Origin of the sequence: Bacillus sp. DHT2, from assembly GCF_026241455.1 — a bacterium.
GTDB lineage: Bacteria > Bacillota > Bacilli > Bacillales > Bacillaceae_G > Bacillus_A > Bacillus_A pseudomycoides.
This window is the reverse complement of record NZ_JAPHWH010000013.1, coordinates 12,003-31,776: the sequence shown is the minus strand read 5'-3', so window position 1 is coordinate 31,776 and position 19,774 is coordinate 12,003. Positions and strand designations below refer to the sequence as shown.

The following is a 19,774-nucleotide window of genomic DNA, read 5'->3' as shown; positions in this document are numbered from 1 at the left end:
GTATGTTTATTTAATTGCCCCTTTTGTTAAACCTTGTTGCAACTGCTTCTGACCTAAAAATAATAAAATTAAAGTCGGAATCACAATAACTGTAACTCCTGCCATCACACTGCCCCAATCTGTTGCAACTTCCTGAGATTGAAGTTGTTTCACCCCAATTTGTACGGTTCTAATTTTCTCATCATTCGTAACTAGAAGAGGCCATAAATACATATTCCATGTTGTTAAAAAGCTATATACACCTAGTGTTATAAAACTTGTTTTACAATAAGGAATGACAACACGGAATAAAAACTTCACATGGCCAATCCCCTCGATAAAGGCAGCTTCTTTTAACTCATTTGGAAGCGTCATAAAATGCTGACGTAATAAAAAGATTCCAAAAGCAGTTGCAAAGAACGGAACCGTCATTCCAGTAAATGTGTTAATCCATCCAAATTGTTGTACCGTTAAAAAGTTCGGTACCATCGTTGCTTCCCATGGGATAAGCATCGTTGAAATAAACAGAAAGAAAATAAAATTTCGTCCTTTAAAATTTAAAAATACAAATGCATAAGCAGCTAAACTTGATACAACAAGCTGCCCAATCATCACTGCTGTTGAAACTATAAAACTATTGTATAAATAAGAAAACAGCGGTACTTTCTGAAAAATATGCACAAAATTATCGAATGTAAATTGTGTCGGGAACACTCTTCTCATTTGAATGTCTTCTGGCGTCATGAACCCTAGCAAAAATGCGTATAGAACTGGAAAAAAGACCATCACTGCGCTTATGGTAAGCAGTATGTATAAAAGAATATGTTGTTTCCACTTATTCGTAATCATTTATAATGCACCTTTCTCTCTGCAAACTTAAATTGAAGTAATGTGGCAAGAAAAATGAAAATAAATAATACCATTGCCTGTGCACTCGCTGTACCAAATTGATGATTCGCAAAAGCTTCTTTATAAATAGAGTACACAATTAAGTTTGTTGCATCGTTCGGTCCACCGTGCGTTAAAATATCAATCTGTCCAAAGCTTTGAAATGCACTAATTACAGTAACTGTTATAATAAAAAATAATGTAGGAGATAGCATCGGTAATGTAACGCGCCGAAGTTTATGTAAATAGCTAGCACCATCAATAGATGCACTCTCGTATAGAGTCGTATCAATATTTTGCAAACCACCTAATATAACTAAAAATGCAAACCCCGTATTTCCCCAAACTGTTGTAACTGATACAGAAAATAATGCCCAATCTGGACTTGTTAGCCATGCAATTGCAGGAAGATTCATCGAACCAAGTATATTATTGAATAAACCGACACTCGGATGGAATAAAAATAACCAGATTACTGCGCTAGCTGCTACTGAAATTCCCATTGTTGAAGAGAATAAAACTCGAAACAAGCCTATTCCTTTTATTTTTTCGTTTGCAATTAAAGCAAGAAACAGTGCAAACAAAATACTAGTTGGAACTGTATATAATACAAAGAGTAAAGTAGATTTTATGCTTTTATAAAAAGTTGGATCAGACAATAAATATTGATAGTTTTCCAGTCCTACGAAAAGATTTGCCTCACCATGAACATCTGTTAAATAAAAACTATAATAGATAGTACGAAATAATGGATAAAACAAAAAAATTGTAAATAATATGATGGAAGGTGCTAAAAATAACAAGCCTGTGCGCAAACCTTTCGTACGGCCCCATAATGCCTTTTTTCTTGAAACTTCTGTTTGAACAGGTGAATTTTCTACCTCAATCATTATTTCGCCACCGCCTTCAACTCTTCTTCGGCAACGAATCGAATCCTTTCATTTGTATCGTTATGAAAGAAACATAGTTTCTGTACTGGAAATTGCAATTTAACTTTATCACCTTTTTTCAAAATAAGTTGTCCGATTACTTTTGCACTCCATGTTTTTTCATTTACTATAAAATTTAAAATTGTTTCATTTCCTAATACTTCTACAGATTGCAGTGTAACTTCTTGGCCATCTTCAGCTAATACGATGTGTTCTGGACGAATTCCTAAGCGCACCTTTTGTTCTGAAAACTGTTGTAAATGCCCCGAAGACAACGGGATTTGTAATCCATCAACATGTAATCCCCCCATACCTTTACCTACGATTCCATTACCAATATTCATGGATGGTGAACCGATAAAGCCTGCAACAAATTCATTTGCAGGATAGTTATATATATCGAGCGGTGTGCCTACCTGTTGTATACTCCCTTTGTTTAACACCATAATGCGATCCCCCATTGTCATTGCCTCAATTTGATCATGGGTCACATAAATCATCGTAATACCTAGTCGCTGCTGGATCTCTCTAATTTCAATGCGCATTTGTGCACGCAACTTTGCATCCAAGTTAGAAAGGGGTTCATCCATTAAACAAATTGGCGCTTGACTTACAATTGCTCGCGCCAGTGCAACACGTTGTCTTTGTCCACCTGATAATTGACCTGGTTTCGACTTTGTATATTCCGTAAGCCCTACCATTTCTACTGCTGCTATCAATCGTTTTTGTCTTTCCTCTTTTGGAATTTTCCGTATTTTCAATCCAAATAAAATATTTTCTTCTACCGTCAAATGTGGATATAAAGCATAATTTTGAAATACCATTGATAGATTTCGATTTTTCGGTTCTAAATCATTTGCAACATTTTCATTAATAAGTAACGCCCCAGAAGTAATTTCTTCTAAACCTGCAATCATTCGCAATAATGTACTTTTCCCACACCCAGAAGGACCAACTAGAACAAAAAATTCACCTTTTTGAATCTGCACCGACACATTTTCAACTGCTATTTCCTTTGAATTCTTATAAACTTTTGACACATCTCTTAATTCAATCATCAGTTTGCACTCCTTTTTTGTTCTTATAACCATACTTCACAATGGCTTATTGAAATCTGCTTTACCTGTAATCTCCGCCTCTTCTTACGTTTGAATGAAGCTTCCTGCAATAATAGGAAAAAACACCTTCTCTACTAGTTACTTTATAAAGAAAAGGTTCCTGAAATATTGATTTCCCTCAGCTTTTTACGTATTTCTAATATGCATGTAGGCAAATTTAAAACACCAATCTACATAGAACAACCTTCTTCTCGCTTAACCCCTATAAACTAGAGTAAATGTAAGAAATATAAATAGATTGTTATATGTAAGCGGGTGTTCTCAAATGTTCTCTACCCTAGTTACGTTGTTACCTTTACTATATTACTTATTTATTAAGTTAGTTTTGATGATTTGTTAACAAGATGTTAATCACATGTTAATATTTTTTTGTTTTTTTTTACAATTTTCACCACATTAATTATTTATTTCTCACTATAAAGTTAGTTATTTCTTTTCTTACAGCGACACAAATTAAATAGAAATAATTTATAAAAATACTAAATTTCCTAAAAATACTTTTTTCCATATTTTTTCTATAATAGTATATAATATGATAGAATTTTATAAATTTATGAAAAGATTAAGAGGCGATATGGGATGAAAAGGTATATTAAAATAAAAGGTATTGGTGTATATGTTCCAAAACGAAAAGTAGATTCTTTTGAAATAGATCGTATGTTAGGAGTCTCTGAAGGCTGGACTTTAAAAAAGGCTGGAGTGAAAACGAGATACTTTGTCGATGAGGAAACTTCTTCTTATATGGGAGCTGAAGCTGCAAAAAAAGCTGTAGCAGATGCGAATTTAACATGGAAAGATATCGATTGTATCATCTGCGGAAGCGGAACAATCCAGCAGGCAATTCCTTCTACTGCATCACTTATTCAAGAACAACTTGGGCTACAGCATTCTGGTATTCCATGTTTTGATATTAACTCAACATGCTTAAGTTTCGTAACAGCACTTGATACAATTTCTTACGCAATTGAATGCGGGAGATACAAAAATGTGGTTATCATTTCTTCTGAAATTTCTTCTGTAGGATTAAATTGGGGACAAAATGAAAGCAGCATTTTATTCGGCGATGGCGCAGCGGCCGTTGTTGTAACCCAAAGTGATCACACTTCTTCCATTATAGCTTCTCATATGGAAACGTATAGCTCTGGCGCACATCTATCGGAAATTCGCGGCGGGGGAACGATGATTCATCCTAGAGAATATAGCGAAGAACGAAAAGAGGATTTCTTATTCGATATGAATGGGAGAGCTATTTTCAAGTTGTCCTCTAAATATATGTTAGATTTTATCGAAAAACTACTTATGCATACAGGTTATTCGTTAAATGATATCAATTTAATTGTTCCACACCAAGCAAGTGGACCAGCTATGAAACTAATTCGTAAAAAGCTAGGCGTCGATGAGGATCGCTTTATGACTATTTTTGAAGACTATGGGAATATGATTTCTGCATCCATTCCGTTCGCTCTTTTCGAAGCAATTAAACAAAAGAAAGTGCAACGTGGAGATAAAATATTATTACTAGGTACTTCTGCTGGGCTTTCTATCGGAGGCATTCTCCTTGAGTACTAAGAAAACAGTATTAATTACTGGCGCACGCGCACCAGCAGCATTGCATTTATGCAGGCTGCTTAAGAAAAACGGACATACCGTCATTATTGCAGATAGTATTCCTTATCCATTAAGCAAAGTTTCAACGAGCACTGATTATTTTTATGAAATTCCTTCTCCAAAATGGAAAACAGATGAATGTATCTCTGCACTACAATTAATTATTCAAAGTCATGATGTAGATTTACTTATTCCTACTTGTGAAGAAATATTTTATATATCCAGACATAAAGAGAAATTAAGCCGATTTTGTCATATATTTGTAGACGAATTTCAGAAACTTGCATTACTTCATAATAAGTGGGAATTTATTCAGTTAGTAACGAAATTAGGTTGGCAAGTTCCTGCAACATATAGAACAAATAACGAACAGATCATACAGGCAATGATTCAGCAAACATCACCCGCCACTCCTTTTGTGTTAAAACCTATTTTCTCTCGTTTTTCTGACAAAGTAACGTTTATTACAAAAGAAGATATTGAAAAAGGCATCACGATGGACAAGCAAAATTATATCATTCAAGAGTTTATAAAAGGAACGCAGCATTGCTCCTACAGTATTGTACAATCTGGGAAGGTATTAGCTCACTCTGTTTACAAAACGGAATTCACGGCGGGTTTAGGTGCTACTATTGCTTTCGAGCATATTAACCATCCAAAAATTGACCAATTTGTTGAACATATCGTAAAGGAGCTAAATTTCTCTGGGCAAATCGCCTTTGATTTTATCATTACAGAAGATGGAGACGCTATTCCGATTGAATGTAATCCACGTACCACAAGTGGATTACATTTATTCGACGAAGAAGTAGTATCCGCTTTTTTTGCTAAAAAGGTGAACAATATGCGCATTCCTAAGCACAACTCCCAATGTGCAATTCGATTAGCAATACTTTTATACGGAACTCCTTACTTAAAAAGCAAACAAACACGTAAACGATGGTGGAAAGTCCTATGTTCCTATCCAGATATTATTTATAGTCGCTCTGATAAAAAAACATTTTTTTATCAGTTTTATAGCATGTATAAATTATGGAATGAAAGCTATAAACATGGACGGACTATTTTGGAGCAAACAACATATGACATATCATGGGACGGTGAAAATTTATGAAAACGCTAGTAACTGGAGGAACTGGTTTTCTGGGACAAAAACTTGCTTTTCGATTAGCGAGTATGGGTTATGAAGTAACAGCAACCGGGAGAAATAAGACAATCGGAAAATTATTAGAGCGAAATGGAATTGAGTTTGTCTATTGCCCTCTTGAAGACAGGCATAGTGTTCTACAAGTCTGTAAAGATAAAGACTATATCTTTCATAGCGGTGCCCTTTCTTCTCCTTGGGGCAAATATAAAGATTTTTACAATGCGAATGTATTAGGAACAAAGCATATTATCGAAGGAAGTCAAAAATCTGGTATAAAACGCCTCATCCATGTATCAACACCGAGTATTTATTTCTATTATGATGAACGACAAGATGTAGTAGAAAATGCGAAACTTCCTGATACATTTGTAAACCATTATGCGAAAACAAAGTACTTAGCTGAGCAATCTATTGATCAAGCATTCAATCATGGTTTACCTGTTATCACGATACGCCCACGTGCTTTATTTGGTCCAGGAGATAACGCCATTCTCCCGCGCCTTATTAAAGTATGTGAAAAAGGCGCTCTACCAAGAATCGGTACAGAAGATGTACTCGTCGATATTACCTATATCGATAATGTTGTAGATGCCTTACTTCTTTGTATGCATTCACCTAAACATACATTAGGTCAAAAATATAATATAACAAATGGTGAACGTGTAAATTTATATGAAGTAATTGAGAATGTGATGAAACGCCTTGGTAAAGAGGTTCAATATAAAAAGATTTCCTACAAAGCCGCTTTTACAATTGCCGCTATACTAGAAGGTATTTCAAAAACCATTTTACTTGGAAAAGAACCTATTCTCACAAAATATACAGTTAGTGTACTTTCAAAAAGTCAGACTTTAAGCATTGATAAAGCTCAAAAAGAACTAGGCTATGCTCCGAATATCAGCATAGAAGAAGGAATCACAAAATTTGTAGAATGGTGGAAAACACAATGAAAATCAAATCCTTAAAGCTATACGATACAGGATATTGTACACACCCTGAAAAAGTTGCATATTCCAAGGGGAGTTGGAGGCAAATTCGATTTCCAGCTACAGTGGGGTTACTTCAACATCCAAGCTTAGGTTATATCTTGTTTGATACCGGATATGCTCAGCACTTTAAAGAAGCAACAAGAAAATTTCCTTACTCTGTATACGCTAAACTTACCCCTGTTCATTTTACAGAGGAGCAATCTATTAAACAGCAACTACTTCTTGATGGCATCCAGCCAGAAGAAATTAAATATATTATTCTTTCTCACTTTCACGGTGACCATACAGCAGGGCTACCTGACTTTCCGAAAGCAAAAATACTAACCTTCGCGAAAGCTTATGAAGATATAAAAAAGAGAAGTAAATTTGGTGCTCTATTAAAAGGCTGCTTAAAAGACACATTACCAATTGATTTAGAACAACGGCTGACATTCATTGATCAAATCCCACCATCAAGCTTACCTCCTACATATGGAAAATTTGAAGAGGCTTATGACGTGTTTGGTGATGGTTCATTGCTCGCTGTTGATTTAACGGGACATGCAATTGGACAATTTGGTGTATTCGTCCATTTACATAGTAATAAAATTGTTTTTCTTTGTGCAGATGCAGTGTGGCTAAGTAAAACGTATGAAAACCTTGTATTTCCAAGTAAGATCGCCAATCTTTTAACTGGGGATGCAAAATCTTATCGTCTCAACATTGAAAAATTACATCATTTATCGCAAATATCACCTGAAATTGAAATTCTTCCAACTCATTGCGAACGCACATGGAATCAAATTAAAGCAGGGGTGTACTATGAATAAATTACGAATTCTCCAGCAATATTTGAAAACAAAATATCGCTTACGATTTTCAACTCGCGAACAATTGGAACAATTTCATAAACAACAAATAAAAAAACAACTTTTGTTCACTGTAGAGATGTCCCCTTTCTATCGCCAGTTATATACACCTTTTTCAAAAGAAATCGAAAAAGGGAACTTGGCTGCACTCCCTATCATTAATAAAGAGGTAATGATGGAAAATTTTGATACATTAAATACAGTTTCTATTTCAAAGAAAGAAGCCTTTCATGTAGCATTTGAGGCTGAAAAGACCCGGAATTTTTCTCCGACTATTCGTAATATAACTGTTGGGCTATCATCAGGCACTAGTGGAAATCGCGGAGTTTTTCTCGTTTCTGAGGAAGAACAAACGATGTGGGCTGGTTCTATTATCGGTAAAGTACTTCCTTCTAGCATTCTACATAAACACACTATCGCTTTTTTCCTACGAGCGAACAGCAATTTATATGAAGCGACAAAAAATAAGCGAATCTCATTTCATTTTTTTGATTTACTAGATTCGTTTCAGCAACATATCGCTCGACTAAATGAAGTAAATCCATCTATTTTAATTGCACCTCCTTCTATGTTGCGAAAAATCGCTCATTGGCAACAAGAAGGACTTATTATGATTTGTCCCAAAAAAATTATCTCTGTAGCAGAAGTACTTGAAGATATTGATAGAGAGTTTATCAGTACAATTTTTCAACAAACAGTACACCAAATTTACCAATGTACAGAAGGCTTTCTTGCTACAACATGTAAACATGGTACATTACATATCAATGAAGACCTCGTTCATATTGAAAAAGAATACCTAGATCAGGAAAGAGGGATATTCGTTCCTATTATTACTGATTTCATGAGGAAAACACAGCCTATAATCCGCTACCGTCTCAATGACATATTAATTGAGAAAAAAACAACATGCGCCTGCGGCTCTCCCTTCTTAGCATTAGAACGAATTGATGGTCGATGTGATGATATATTTATTGGGATAAGTGAATTGGATAAGAGTGAGATATCTATTTTTCCTGATTTCATTCGAAGAGCAATTATGTTTGCATCTAATGAAATTCAAGAATTTAAAGTGATTCAGCATAGCACAGACAAAATTGAGATTAAACTTAAAGTACCACCTGAACATTTCAAATCATGTAAATCTATCGTAATACAGGAGCTACATACACTATGGGCCACTAAAAAATGTGTTGCACCACACTTTTTCTTTTCACATTATGATATTCAGTTATATGATAAAAAACTAAAAAGAATAGAAAACCTTATAAAGCATGGTGAGAATATATGATTAAGTTACATGATATTCATTCTCTACACAGCATCGACTGGACCACAAAACGAGATGGAGCATATGTAAGAGACAGCTTCCTACCACTCTTACAAAATGGCATTACAGCATTTATTGAAAATGTTAATACTCAACTTTTTCTATTAGAAATTGACGATCTTGTATTACCAGTTACTGTTAATCATGAGGAGTTTGAAAATTCATATGTATGTTCTCCTTATACACATTACATATCCTATGCGCTAGAAGAGTTATGGGAATTAAAAAAACCGTGGTTAGAGAAGTTACTAACCTATCCGATTCATCTTATCGGAAGCTGGCTACGACGAACGAATATTAATAAAGTAATTATAGTAAATAATTGGATGCTATCAACAAACCTTTACCATTCTATCAATAAACAACAAATCGAACAGATTACGAATTTACTTGTTGAGAAATTTCCAGAGCATACAATTTTATTCCGTTCTTTAAATAGCGAATTATACCCTACAATTACACAAGCATTGTCTACTGTAGGTTACAATAAAATTATGTCTCGTTCTGTATATTTATTTAATCCAAAAGACTATAAAAAAATGAATCGAAAAACACGAAAAGACTTATTAAATGATAAAAGTTTATTAAAGAAAAGTAATTATGAAATAATTACGAATGAGGAGTTAACAAAAGAGGATATTTTACAGATTTCCGAGTTATACAATCAACTATATATCGAGAAATATTCCGATCATAATCCAATGTTTACACCAGCTTATTTATGGAATGCACTTCAGCATCATTTATTTGAGATAAAAGTTATAAAAAAAGAGGGGATAATTGATGGTGTCATTGCTTACTTTATTAGAGATGGAGTTATGACAACTCCTATACTTGGATATGATACAAACTCTGATCAGCAACAAGGCTTATATCGCATTCTTTCCCTCCTTATTACAATAGATTCTATCGAAAAAAATTTAATTTGTCATTGTAGCGCTGGGGCTGGAGAGTTCAAACGAAATCGTGGTGCAAAACAGCGGATTGAATACAGCTATATATATAATGACCATTTGCCACATAAACAACAAAAAGTCTGGAGAATCTTAAGTTGGATATTAAATACATGTATAGAACCGATGGCAAAAAAACATCGCTTTTAAATAAAAAAGAGATAAGATTCCCTCTTATCTCTTTTTCTATACCCTACATTATTCTGTAGATTGTTTGATAATTTCATTTGCTCCTGCTACTCTTAGCATATTTGCGATTTCTTTAAAACCTCGATTTTCCGCATGCTCTAGTGGAGTAACGCCGTCTCGATCTGCCATATTTACATCTGCCCCATGATCAATGAGTAACTGAACAATTTGTTTATGATTTTCACTGCCATTTCCAAGAACAATTGCTTCTAGTAATGCCGTCCAACCACGGTCATTTCTATAATTCACATCGATATCTGTGCGACCTACTAGCTCTTTTACAACTTCCACATGTCCTCTTTCAGCCGCTGGAATGAGTGCTGTTCCACCATGACGATTTGTTTCTCTAATATTTGTTCCTGCATCAATTGTTAGTTTCACAATATTAACATAGCCCTCTTTGCTCGCATAAAGGAATGGATTTTCTTTATTTTCATCTGGCAATTCAATGTCTGCACCTGCATCGATCAATGCTTTCACTGTCTCAACATGATTATGATACGTCGCTGCCATTACAGGTGTTTCTCCTTTATCCCCTGATACATTTATGTTAGCTCCATCTTTTATTAATTTCATAACTGTTTCTGTATCGCCTAATGTTGCAGAAAGTAATAATTGCTTATCCATTAAATTCATATTCTTTTTCTCTTTGTTCTCTTCTTCCTCTTTATGCGTCTTCTCTTGTTTTTTTTCATTTTTCACTTGAACCGGTTTAGATTCAACCTCTTCTTGCTTCTCACAAGCTACTATCATAATGAAAAGCCCTAACAACATAAATAATAAAAAATTTTGTTTCCTCACAACTACAGCTCCTATGAAAGATAATGTTTTTTTAACCATCCCTTCATCACATGTAACAACTCTTCTTCAATAGATTTATCCATAAGCCCCTCATATTCCTTCATTAATCGAATCATTGTATGCTTATGTTCATAATTTCTTAAAATATGGTTCATGTTCGGAATGATATGCCACTCTGCTTCACCATTAACATATGAAGCAATCAGTTTAGCATGCTCAGGTGGCACTTGTATATCACTGTCTCCCGTAATTGCTAAAACAGGACATGATACTTGCTCTAAATATGTAACTACATTATATTGTAACTGTTCTCTTAGCCATTTTGCATTCACTTTTGTACCTTTGATCCATATAACAGCTTTTGTTGAATGTTGCACCTTTTTCATCAGTACTTCATTTTGCTTTCTTATATGCTGCGGAATTTTCAACATTTTAGATAAACATCCTCTGAATCCTGACGTTATTTCTAACTCGTTAGCAACTTTATCTACTTGTCTCTCGAGCAACAATTTAGATGGTTCTGCTGCACCAGCAAGTAATATTAATCCCGCAACCGATTCTCTGACGTAGACAGCTGGTGCAAGCAAAGCTCCCTCACTATGCCCCGCAATAATAACACGTTTCGGATCTATTTGCGGATGATCCTTTAAAAATCTAATCCATAAAGCAGCATCATCAATAAAATCTGTTATCCCTGCTTTATAGTAATTTCCCTTACTTTTATGAGTACCACGTTTATCATAACGAAGCACTGCAAATCCTAAAGAGGTAAAATAATCAGCTAATTCTTTATATAAGTTTAACTGTAAACGACTTGTATTTCCATCACGATTTCCCTTCCCAGTACCACCAATCAACATAATAACTGGATATGTTTCTGAATAATATGTAGGAATTGTTAATGTTCCTTGAAGTGTAAAAGTACTTTCAATTGTCACAGACAGTTCTTTCCCCATTTCTATTCGCCTCTCATTCTTTTTCAGGAATGATAATCGTTGCAATCGCTCTTCTTTCCTACTATATTCTATGCCTATATTATCAAAAGTAAGAACAGGTATATAATCCAAACAGCTGTTGAAAATGATTCAACAGCTGTTTGGATTATATGAAAAAATCTATTCTGTTACTTACGATGAAGCTGCAATAATTGTAATATCAAGTTTTCCGTATTTCCATCATCTCTTATTTCTTGTGTAATCTTTCCATCTTCCATAAAGAGAATCACATCTCCAATATCTGCTGCTACATCCATCATATGTGTAGAAAAAACAATGATTGTACCACTTCTCTTTATATCTTTTAATAATGTAACAAATTCATTTACCCAATATGGATCTAAACCATTTGTTGGTTCATCTAATAGTAGTAATTTAGGCTTGGCGAGCCACGCTTGTCCAAATAAAAGCCTTTGTCTCATTCCTTTTGATAGTCTGTGTAAACACTCGCTTTGCTTCTCTTCTAATCCAAGTAATGCAATTACTTCCTGAACTCTCTCTTTTCCTACCTTCCGAAAAGCTGCATAGAATGATAGAAACTCTTGTACAGTCATAGATTGTTGCGCATGAAAATCATCTGGCATATAACCAATTTCAGCTACATATCGCCTTCTATTTTCACGCAATTCTATGTCCTGTAACCTTACTGTTCCAGATGTAGGTGAAGAGATTCCTGCTAATATATTAAGGATCGTACTTTTCCCCGCTCCGTTTCCACCGCATAGTACAATACATTCCCCATCTCTACCGTGTAGCGAAGTAGGAAATAATGCCGTTTTCTTTTTATACTGCTTACAAATTCCATCAATTTGCAATACCGTCATTGGTTTCTTCTCCTTTCTAGTCGCCAAGCAGCTAATAATAAGAAGATTACTGTATAGATCGCACTATACATAAAAAGAACTATAACTACTGCCCCACTCTGAAAAAACATCACAAGCTGATCATAGGATTGTCCAAATACTGCCCCTCCCCCTAATTGAATAACAAATATGATTCTTAGCAGTTCAGCCGGATTACAAAACACAAAAACTTTTATAAGCGACGCTATCATCGTATATGGAACAAGATTAAGAATACTAATTACTGCCGTAGGCCACATCATAATGAGTAAAAACCAAACTGCAATTGAAATTGCTAACGCTTGCCACCTTGTCAAAGAAAATGCACCAATTGTTATGCCTAAAACTATAAAAAAGAATATAAGAATAATAGAAAATAAGTAAATTGCTAGTATCCAGCTACTTTTAAACATACTTCCACTTAATAATCCAATCATTACACTACTTCCAAAGCTAAGTGTAAAAAGAATAATTTGCGCTATAAATTGACCAGCAATCTTTCCTATTATATATGAGGATGTAGTTAAAGGATATGTACACAGAAGCCGCCATTGTCCATTTTCCATCTCATTTGCAATTGAAAATGATCCTGCGATTAACATAAATAAAGGGATAATGTATAAAATTAAGTTTAAAATCGTTCCCATTGTGTTCGTATATCCTGCTAAGGATGGTACATTCCGTTCCATCAAAAATAATAAAGAAAGTATTACAATCCAAAGTAATAAAAATGTATACGAGGACTTTTCTCTTACTGTTCTACGCCACTCTGAATAGCATATATTCCACATATCATCACCCTTTTTATAGAAAAAGACAACCGCCTAAGGTTGTCTTTTATCCAGCTATTTGTAGGCTATAAAGCCTCTTTCCATTTTATTTTATATTAATGGGAGTGCCCTGAGTTATTCTCTTTCCCATGTTCCTTCTTCATTTTCCCCATCATTTCTTTATTCATTTCCCATTTATGATCCGTTAACTCTTTATATGAAAGGACTTTTCCAGCATGTTTAGATACAAAGTTTTCAGCATCTTTTTTCTCTTTAAAAGAAATTACATTGTATGCCATTGGCGTTTTAATTGTTTTATCATACACATAAGTAGCTTTATCTAATGAAATCCAATCCTTTGTATGATAATCTCGAACAAATTTTTCTTGTGTTTTTTCATTTTTATGTTCGTCCATCCATTTATACATACAACCAATGTCATCAAATTTTAGCGCTTTACCATTTTCTAAAATAACTTCCGTTGCGAATTGATTATCCATTACTGCCATATTACAAACATCACACTTATCATTTTTTTCATCGACCGCGACTGGCTCTGCGCCCTTCTTTCCACACCCTACCACTGCAAATACTAGGCACATACACATAACAAATACAACATGTTTTATTTTCATCAATATTTCCTCCCTAAAAAGAACAATATACTTCCCATAAGCAACATACTTACACTAATAATCCAAGCTTCAAATTGACTTTCTGTACCTCTTTCTATCTTCGAAAACTGCATACTCATACTTGGTTTATAATCAATTAACATCGATTCATCTGGAATTTTGATTAAATTTTGTAAAACAAGCATCCCAGGCGAATGAAAAAACAACTGGTATTCAGGAATATCCTGCGTTAAAACTAAAAAAAAAGAATCAGCCTTATAAGGTAATGCACTAATACCTGTATGATTTAAATCTACTTTTAAAGCACCATCCCAATAATTACGATGAATTACATTATTCGTGCTTTTCGTAGCTTGTGAGCCATTGATATTACTTAAAAAGGTATTCTCAGCTATTTCATTTTCATTTGCATTTTTTAATTGCACTCCAATAAAGTTATTTGTAACGATGTTTTTTATAATCCGATTATCTTTCGCCTTTTCAACATACATTCCCACTCTATTGTTAGTAACTTGATTCTGCATAACTTCTGTTTCTATCGCATCGTACAAAAGTAATCCTTGCGCATGAACATTTCTTCTATTATTGATAAATTGATTTCCCTTTACAGTCGTTCTTTTCGTACCCATAATCATCGCACCAGTTATATTATATTGTGATATATTATTGCTCACATTCGTACCATCAGAATACATAAGGTGAATACCATAACGAGATTGCCTAATGGAATTTCTTAATATTTGATTATTATCACTTTGCTCTAAATAAATCCCATCCCTTACATTTTTCATTCGAACATTTTCAATTTGATTCCAATGGGACTTCCATAAATCAATTCCATTACCGTTAGCTTCTCCTAGAATACTGCTATTCTGGATTTTCGTATTTTGAGTACCTTCCAACTTCATCCCAATTTGCTGTGTACGAATTTCTAAATCAGTGAAATTATGCCCGGCTCCTGCAACATATACAGCGGCTGTTCCCTCTCTTTTCTTACACTGCTCTATTTTTAGTCGTTTAACAGTAACATTTTCCCCATTCACCTTAATAACAGGTTTATTACCACAAAAACGAATCTTCGTATTTTTCTCTCCTTCCAACGTAATAGGTTTTGATATTTCAATCGTTTCATTATACATACCATTTTTTAGCTTTACAGTTCCGTACGCAGGAGTATCATCAATTTGTGATTGAATTGTTGTTTCAGCATGAATACGAAATGGGATACAAAGTAATACAAAAAATAAGAGAAAAGAAAATCGAATCATTTTCATATGTAATTCCCTTCTCTATCAAATTCTATTTACTTACTCATTTAGGAGAATACCAAAGAGTTGTGTGAGATTTGTGTGAGATTTGTGAAAAAACAATGCACTTTTTGTAATAAATGGAATTTTTGCTAATAAAAAAAAGATGTGTAGCAATTTCTACACATCTTCTATCATTCGCAGCCCGTAATCAATAAATCATCTTCTAACTTAAGTAACAGTGTATCCATATCAATTTCCTGACCAACCTCTATATTTACAGATCGTATATGACCACTAATTCCCACTGCTACTTTCTCCAGTGTTCCGTCATTTTTTCGAATCGTCATTAATTTTTCCCATTCATATACGTAAGATGATTCATCAACGAAAATCTCTTCTACTCTTCCTTTATATGAACTATAAATCTCTTCAATCATTGCTTTCATTCAAAATCTACTCCCTACTTCACGCTTCTCTATTTTCTCATCTATTCTATCACTCCTACAATAAACACATTATATTTTTAAAAATTCAAAATAAAATTCATGAACAAAATGAACAAAATAACGATTATGCGTTTAATAACGTTATTTTTCTAATTATTTACCATACATATTCCATCCTTTATGATAAATAGAAAGGTTTTTCTGAATTTTCAGCATTCATTGAAAGCGCAATCATTTTCAGAGGGGGAGATTACATGTTAGCGGTACTCGGGTTTGCGATGGTCTTTGTCTTTATGTTTTTAATTATGACCAAACGTATGTCAGCATTAGTTGCATTAATATTAATTCCTATTATATTTGCATTAATTGGGGGATTTTATGCAAATGTAGGACCAATGATGCTAGACGGGATTAAGAAATTAGCACCGACTGGTATTATGCTTATGTTTGCCATTTTATATTTCGGAATTATGATTGATAGTGGATTATTTGATCCAATCATTAGTAAAATCTTGAAGATTGTAAACGGTGATCCATTAAAAATTGTTGTTGGTACAGCAATTCTTACTATTATTGTTTCATTGGATGGTGATGGCACAACAACATATATGATTACAGTTTCTGCAATGTATCCACTATATAAACGCCTTGGAATGAATCCGCTTATATTAGCTGGAGTTGTTATGCTAGGAGCTGGGGTTACAAATCTTACACCTTGGGGTGGTCCAACAGCTAGGGTTATGAGTGCACTTACTCTCGATGCTTCACAGTTATTTACACCACTTATTCCAGCAATGATTGGTGGAGCAATATGGGTTGTTTTTGTTGCTTGCTTCCTTGGAAAAAAAGAGAGAAAGCGCTTAGGAATTGTCGATATACAATATACACAAAAAGAAAAGGCACTGATGGATGAACAAGCAGCAACTACAGAAGCTACTAGCTATAAGCGTCCCAAATTATTATGGATTAACTTTTTATTAACAATCGCTCTTCTCGTCTGCCTTATCATAGAGGTTATGCCACTTCCTGTATTATTTACAGTTGCTTTTGCTATTGCAGTTATGATTAATTATCCAAGTCTGGAAGAACAAAAAGAACGTATCGCTTCTCATGCAGGAAATGTATTAGCGGTTGTTTCTTTAGTATTTGCCGCTGGAATTTTCACTGGAATTTTATCGGGGACAAAAATGGTAGATGCGATGGCACAAAGCCTAGTTGCCCTTATTCCTGATGCGCTCGGACCACAGCTTCCTATTATTACAGCTATTATAAGTATGCCTTTCACATTCTTTATGTCCAATGATGCTTTTTATTTTGGTGTATTGCCAATTCTCACAAAAGCCGCTGCAGCTTATGGAATTAGTGCCGCTGAAATGGGGCGTGCCTCTCTCCTTGGACAACCAGTTCACTTATTAAGTCCACTCGTTCCATCCACTTATTTATTAGTTGGAATGGCAAAGGTTGATTTTGGTGAACATCAACGCTTCACTTTACTTTGGGCAGTTGGAACAACAATGGTCATGTTAATAGTCGGTATTATTACTGGCATCATTCCAATATAAAATGAAATAAATATCCTCATCCTTCCTATTCGAAAAGTAGAGACCATAGAAGTCTCTACTTTTTCTATTCTATGTTTTTCTCCGCTATTCGTAGATAGTAATACTTCCACTGGTTAACATTTCATTTTATGAAGAGACCTGAAAATATCTTCTTTCTGGTCTTCCAACATTTCCATATATAAGTTCTGCATAAACCGTCTTTTCAGAAATTAAATACTCTAAATAGCGTCTTGCTGTCGATCGGCTTACGCCTACTTCTACACTCAACATTTCCGCCGTAATTCCTTCTTGTCCAACGTTAGATACATATTTTCTAATTTTTATTAGTGTTAAAGGATCAATTCCTTTTGGGGCATAAACAATTTGATTATATTCCACCTGTCCTTTAAACCACAAATGCTCAATTTGTTCTGCAGATAGTTGCTCAGTTTGTTTTAATTGTTGTATTTTTTTTTGATAGTTTTCTAAACTTTTTTTGAAACGATCAAACATAAGTGGCTTTACAATATAATCCGACACCCCACCTCGCAATGCATGACGGACAATTTCGACTTCTGATGCCGCTGTAATCATAATTATATCCGTATCATTTAGGTTACGCCGGATATATGTAACAAGTTCCGTCCCTTGCATATCAGGTAAATAGACATCCAATAAAACAAGTTGCGGCGAGACAAGATCTAACCACTCTTTCGCTTGTTCTCCTGTTGTTGCAGTCCCAATTACCTTGAATCCCCCTACTTTTTCAGTAAACCGACGATGAATCTCTGCGATGCGAATATCATCTTCTACAATCAGTACTTCAATCCCCTCGTTCATTACAATTCGCCTCTTTCCTTTGGCAATGCAACTATAAACAGTGCACCACCTAGCTCCCCTTTTTCTAGCGCCATACTCCCATTTAAATCTTCAACTAACTCTTTTACCTTTGCTAACCCATAACCTCGTTTTTCTCCTTCTTTTGTCGAAAAGCCTTTATCAAATATACATGTAATTACCTCATCATCAATCCCAAGACCTGAGTCTTCAACTTCAATGACAATCTCTTCTCCAATATCTGTCACAAACATTCTAACTTGCTTTTCATATCCCTGATTATATTCAACTGCTTCAAATGCATTTGTAATTAAATTACCTACAATAGAAACAACATGATTACTATCAATATGCAAACCTAACTTTTGCAAACTACTCTCGCGATCTAAAATAAAATCAATTTTCAATTCTCTAGCTCGATTATAAAATCCTATTAAAATTCCACCTAGCCACGGATTTTGTATACGTTCCATAATAAACTGAACAAAGTCTTGGTATACAGCAGTCTCTTTATGAATAAGCTCCAATGCTTCATCATATGACTCTAATTGGATAAGACCCGAAAGCGTATACAAAAGATTGTTATACTCATGTGTCTGCGCTCGAAGTGCTTCTGTATAACGCCTCGCTTGAGATAGTTCTTCAGTTAACTGATCCATTTCTGACTTCAAGCGAAAACTAGAAACGACTCCCATTACCACATTGTTTACTTTAATAGGTAATCGATTTACAATAACAGCTTGTCCCCTTATATCTAAATATCGATCAAATTGCTCTTCTCCAGTTCGGAGCACTTCTAATATTGAGGAGTTCGGAATAATTTTCAAAATAGAATCCCCGATGATAGTCTGATGTTTTTCAAGAGAAAGAATTTCATACGCCGCCTGATTGACTAAACGAATGCAACCTTCTTTGTCTATTACCATAATTCCTTCTCGTACAGATTGAATGATAGCACTATGTTCCTCATATAGAGAGAAAATTTCTTCTGGTTCAAAACCAAACATTAATTTTTTTATACTACGTGCTAAATATATAGAACCAAATATTCCAATTACTAACCCAGCAATAGCAATCCAAAATACTCTCTTACCGTATGCTTCTGCCACTTCATGAATATCCTCCATAGAAAAACCAACAGATACAACACCGATAATATGATTAGTCTGATCACGAATTGGTACTTTCCCACGTAAAGAAGGACCTAACGTCCCAGTCGCTTTTGAAATATATGATTTCCCATCCGTTAAAACCCCCTCGTTATCCCCACCAACCATCTCTTTTCCGATTCTCTCTCGCAAAGGATGCGCATAACGAATCCCATCTTTATTTCCTACCACGATAAAATCGGCATCTGTTTCTACTCTTATTTTCTCAACAATCGGTTGAATAATAGCAGATGGGTTTTCTTTCTGAAATGCTTCTTGAATTTCAGGTATGGCAGCAACTGTTTTTGCGACGTGTAATGCCCTTTTACCAATTTGCTCTTCCACCGTTTCAGATACAATATAGTAAAAAAGAAAGCTCGTTAAAACAATAACAAAGAAAATGAGTGTACCAATCGTCAATGTAATTCTTGGCTGTAATTTTAATTTTTTAACCTTCAAAATCATTCCCCTAACTTTCATTGCCCATTACTCTGTATAATCTCCTTAATACAAAACAATATGAAAAAATAG

The 19,774-nt window shown here is 34.5% G+C and carries 19 protein-coding genes; 7 read left to right on the top strand and 12 right to left on the bottom strand.

The features are described from left to right. Positions 1–6 precede the first annotated feature (6 nt). From ORL93_RS24170 to ORL93_RS24160, 3 genes are read right to left on the bottom strand one after another with little or no spacing between them, the layout of a single operon-like run. On the bottom strand, positions 7–828 hold the full coding sequence (locus ORL93_RS24170; RefSeq protein ID WP_018781900.1) for a carbohydrate ABC transporter permease: 822 nt from the start codon (positions 826–828) through the stop codon (positions 7–9). After that, positions 825–1,757: a carbohydrate ABC transporter permease gene (locus ORL93_RS24165; protein ID WP_098018078.1), complete on the bottom strand. Its 933-nt coding sequence runs from the start codon at positions 1,755–1,757 to the stop codon at positions 825–827. The genes ORL93_RS24170 and ORL93_RS24165 overlap by 4 nt, the downstream gene beginning before the upstream one ends. Further along, the gene (locus tag ORL93_RS24160; protein WP_141556358.1) at positions 1,757–2,854 is read right to left on the bottom strand and encodes an ABC transporter ATP-binding protein; all 1,098 of its coding nucleotides are present in this window, start codon (positions 2,852–2,854) and stop codon (positions 1,757–1,759) included. The genes ORL93_RS24165 and ORL93_RS24160 overlap by 1 nt, the downstream gene beginning before the upstream one ends. A gap of 639 nt (positions 2,855–3,493) precedes the next feature. Between ORL93_RS24160 and ORL93_RS24155 the strand changes: the two genes are divergently transcribed. The 6 genes from ORL93_RS24155 to ORL93_RS24130 are packed head-to-tail and all read left to right on the top strand — an operon-like array spanning position 3,494 to position 9,939. Then, positions 3,494–4,483 carry a beta-ketoacyl-ACP synthase III gene (locus ORL93_RS24155; RefSeq protein ID WP_006093467.1) on the top strand — a complete coding sequence of 330 codons (990 nt, stop codon included), beginning with the start codon at positions 3,494–3,496 and terminating at the stop codon, positions 4,481–4,483. Then, positions 4,473–5,636, top strand: a complete 1,164-nt coding sequence (locus ORL93_RS24150; protein WP_097794595.1) for an ATP-grasp domain-containing protein — start codon at positions 4,473–4,475, stop codon at positions 5,634–5,636. Before ORL93_RS24155 ends, ORL93_RS24150 begins: the two co-directional genes overlap by 11 nt. Further along, positions 5,633–6,619: an NAD-dependent epimerase/dehydratase family protein gene (locus tag ORL93_RS24145; protein ID WP_018765606.1), complete on the top strand. Its 987-nt coding sequence runs from the start codon at positions 5,633–5,635 to the stop codon at positions 6,617–6,619. The genes ORL93_RS24150 and ORL93_RS24145 overlap by 4 nt, the downstream gene beginning before the upstream one ends. Further along, entirely contained in the window at positions 6,616–7,467 is an 852-nt protein-coding gene (locus tag ORL93_RS24140) for an MBL fold metallo-hydrolase (protein WP_097794594.1), read from the top strand. Before ORL93_RS24145 ends, ORL93_RS24140 begins: the two co-directional genes overlap by 4 nt. Then, entirely contained in the window at positions 7,460–8,797 is a 1,338-nt protein-coding gene (locus ORL93_RS24135) for a F390 synthetase-related protein (RefSeq protein ID WP_040119109.1), read from the top strand. Before ORL93_RS24140 ends, ORL93_RS24135 begins: the two co-directional genes overlap by 8 nt. Beyond that, a complete protein-coding gene (locus ORL93_RS24130; protein ID WP_098018077.1) occupies positions 8,794–9,939 on the top strand; it encodes a hypothetical protein in 1,146 nt (381 codons plus the stop codon). Before ORL93_RS24135 ends, ORL93_RS24130 begins: the two co-directional genes overlap by 4 nt. A gap of 48 nt (positions 9,940–9,987) precedes the next feature. On the opposite strand, the gene ORL93_RS24125 is transcribed toward ORL93_RS24130, so the two are convergent. From ORL93_RS24125 to ORL93_RS24095, 7 genes are all read right to left on the bottom strand, one after another. Then, entirely contained in the window at positions 9,988–10,818 is an 831-nt protein-coding gene (locus ORL93_RS24125) for an ankyrin repeat domain-containing protein (protein WP_018781893.1), read from the bottom strand. Next, positions 10,791–11,735, bottom strand: coding sequence for an alpha/beta hydrolase family protein (locus ORL93_RS24120; protein ID WP_098018075.1), 945 nt, complete (start codon positions 11,733–11,735; stop codon positions 10,791–10,793). The genes ORL93_RS24125 and ORL93_RS24120 overlap by 28 nt, the downstream gene beginning before the upstream one ends. A 167-nt stretch (positions 11,736–11,902) precedes the next feature. After that, positions 11,903–12,598, bottom strand: a complete 696-nt coding sequence (locus tag ORL93_RS24115) for an ABC transporter ATP-binding protein (RefSeq protein WP_098018074.1) — start codon at positions 12,596–12,598, stop codon at positions 11,903–11,905. After that, positions 12,595–13,407 (bottom strand): ABC transporter permease, encoded by an 813-nt coding sequence (locus ORL93_RS24110; RefSeq protein ID WP_098018072.1) that lies wholly within the window; start codon positions 13,405–13,407, stop codon positions 12,595–12,597. Before ORL93_RS24110 ends, ORL93_RS24115 begins: the two co-directional genes overlap by 4 nt. Positions 13,408–13,502: 95 nt before the next feature. Beyond that, positions 13,503–14,021 (bottom strand): nitrous oxide reductase accessory protein NosL, encoded by a 519-nt coding sequence (locus tag ORL93_RS24105; RefSeq protein WP_006093458.1) that lies wholly within the window; start codon positions 14,019–14,021, stop codon positions 13,503–13,505. After that, entirely contained in the window at positions 14,021–15,295 is a 1,275-nt protein-coding gene (locus ORL93_RS24100; RefSeq protein ID WP_098018071.1) for a right-handed parallel beta-helix repeat-containing protein, read from the bottom strand. Before ORL93_RS24100 ends, ORL93_RS24105 begins: the two co-directional genes overlap by 1 nt. Positions 15,296–15,462: 167 nt before the next feature. Beyond that, entirely contained in the window at positions 15,463–15,717 is a 255-nt protein-coding gene (locus ORL93_RS24095; RefSeq protein ID WP_016113028.1) for a hypothetical protein, read from the bottom strand. A 254-nt stretch (positions 15,718–15,971) separates the two neighbouring features. Between ORL93_RS24095 and ORL93_RS24090 the strand changes: the two genes are divergently transcribed. After that, a complete protein-coding gene (locus tag ORL93_RS24090) occupies positions 15,972–17,279 on the top strand; it encodes a CitMHS family transporter (protein WP_098018069.1) in 1,308 nt (435 codons plus the stop codon). 126 nt (positions 17,280–17,405) lie between these two features. Here ORL93_RS24090 and ORL93_RS24085 read toward each other — a convergent pair whose 3' ends face one another. Together ORL93_RS24085 and ORL93_RS24080 are read right to left on the bottom strand one after the other, a co-directional pair. Further along, positions 17,406–18,098: a response regulator gene (locus ORL93_RS24085; RefSeq protein ID WP_098018068.1), complete on the bottom strand. Its 693-nt coding sequence runs from the start codon at positions 18,096–18,098 to the stop codon at positions 17,406–17,408. Then, positions 18,098–19,708, bottom strand: a complete 1,611-nt coding sequence (locus ORL93_RS24080) for an ATP-binding protein (protein WP_179864006.1) — start codon at positions 19,706–19,708, stop codon at positions 18,098–18,100. Before ORL93_RS24080 ends, ORL93_RS24085 begins: the two co-directional genes overlap by 1 nt. Positions 19,709–19,774 lie beyond the last annotated feature (66 nt).

Coding starts and splice junctions, on each gene's coding strand:
- ORL93_RS24170 (WP_018781900.1), bottom strand. CDS start 828: ATGATTACGAATAAGTGGAAACAACATATTCTTTTATACATACTGCTT.
- ORL93_RS24165 (WP_098018078.1), bottom strand. CDS start 1,757: ATGATTGAGGTAGAAAATTCACCTGTTCAAACAGAAGTTTCAAGAAAA.
- ORL93_RS24160 (WP_141556358.1), bottom strand. CDS start 2,854: ATGATTGAATTAAGAGATGTGTCAAAAGTTTATAAGAATTCAAAGGAA.
- ORL93_RS24155 (WP_006093467.1), top strand. CDS start 3,494: ATGAAAAGGTATATTAAAATAAAAGGTATTGGTGTATATGTTCCAAAA.
- ORL93_RS24145 (WP_018765606.1), top strand. CDS start 5,633: ATGAAAACGCTAGTAACTGGAGGAACTGGTTTTCTGGGACAAAAACTT.
- ORL93_RS24140 (WP_097794594.1), top strand. CDS start 6,616: ATGAAAATCAAATCCTTAAAGCTATACGATACAGGATATTGTACACAC.
- ORL93_RS24135 (WP_040119109.1), top strand. CDS start 7,460: ATGAATAAATTACGAATTCTCCAGCAATATTTGAAAACAAAATATCGC.
- ORL93_RS24130 (WP_098018077.1), top strand. CDS start 8,794: ATGATTAAGTTACATGATATTCATTCTCTACACAGCATCGACTGGACC.
- ORL93_RS24125 (WP_018781893.1), bottom strand. CDS start 10,818: ATGGTTAAAAAAACATTATCTTTCATAGGAGCTGTAGTTGTGAGGAAA.
- ORL93_RS24120 (WP_098018075.1), bottom strand. CDS start 11,735: ATGGGGAAAGAACTGTCTGTGACAATTGAAAGTACTTTTACACTTCAA.
- ORL93_RS24115 (WP_098018074.1), bottom strand. CDS start 12,598: ATGACGGTATTGCAAATTGATGGAATTTGTAAGCAGTATAAAAAGAAA.
- ORL93_RS24110 (WP_098018072.1), bottom strand. CDS start 13,407: ATGTGGAATATATGCTATTCAGAGTGGCGTAGAACAGTAAGAGAAAAG.
- ORL93_RS24105 (WP_006093458.1), bottom strand. CDS start 14,021: ATGAAAATAAAACATGTTGTATTTGTTATGTGTATGTGCCTAGTATTT.
- ORL93_RS24100 (WP_098018071.1), bottom strand. CDS start 15,295: ATGAAAATGATTCGATTTTCTTTTCTCTTATTTTTTGTATTACTTTGT.
- ORL93_RS24095 (WP_016113028.1), bottom strand. CDS start 15,717: ATGAAAGCAATGATTGAAGAGATTTATAGTTCATATAAAGGAAGAGTA.
- ORL93_RS24090 (WP_098018069.1), top strand. CDS start 15,972: ATGTTAGCGGTACTCGGGTTTGCGATGGTCTTTGTCTTTATGTTTTTA.
- ORL93_RS24085 (WP_098018068.1), bottom strand. CDS start 18,098: ATGAACGAGGGGATTGAAGTACTGATTGTAGAAGATGATATTCGCATC.
- ORL93_RS24080 (WP_179864006.1), bottom strand. CDS start 19,708: ATGATTTTGAAGGTTAAAAAATTAAAATTACAGCCAAGAATTACATTG.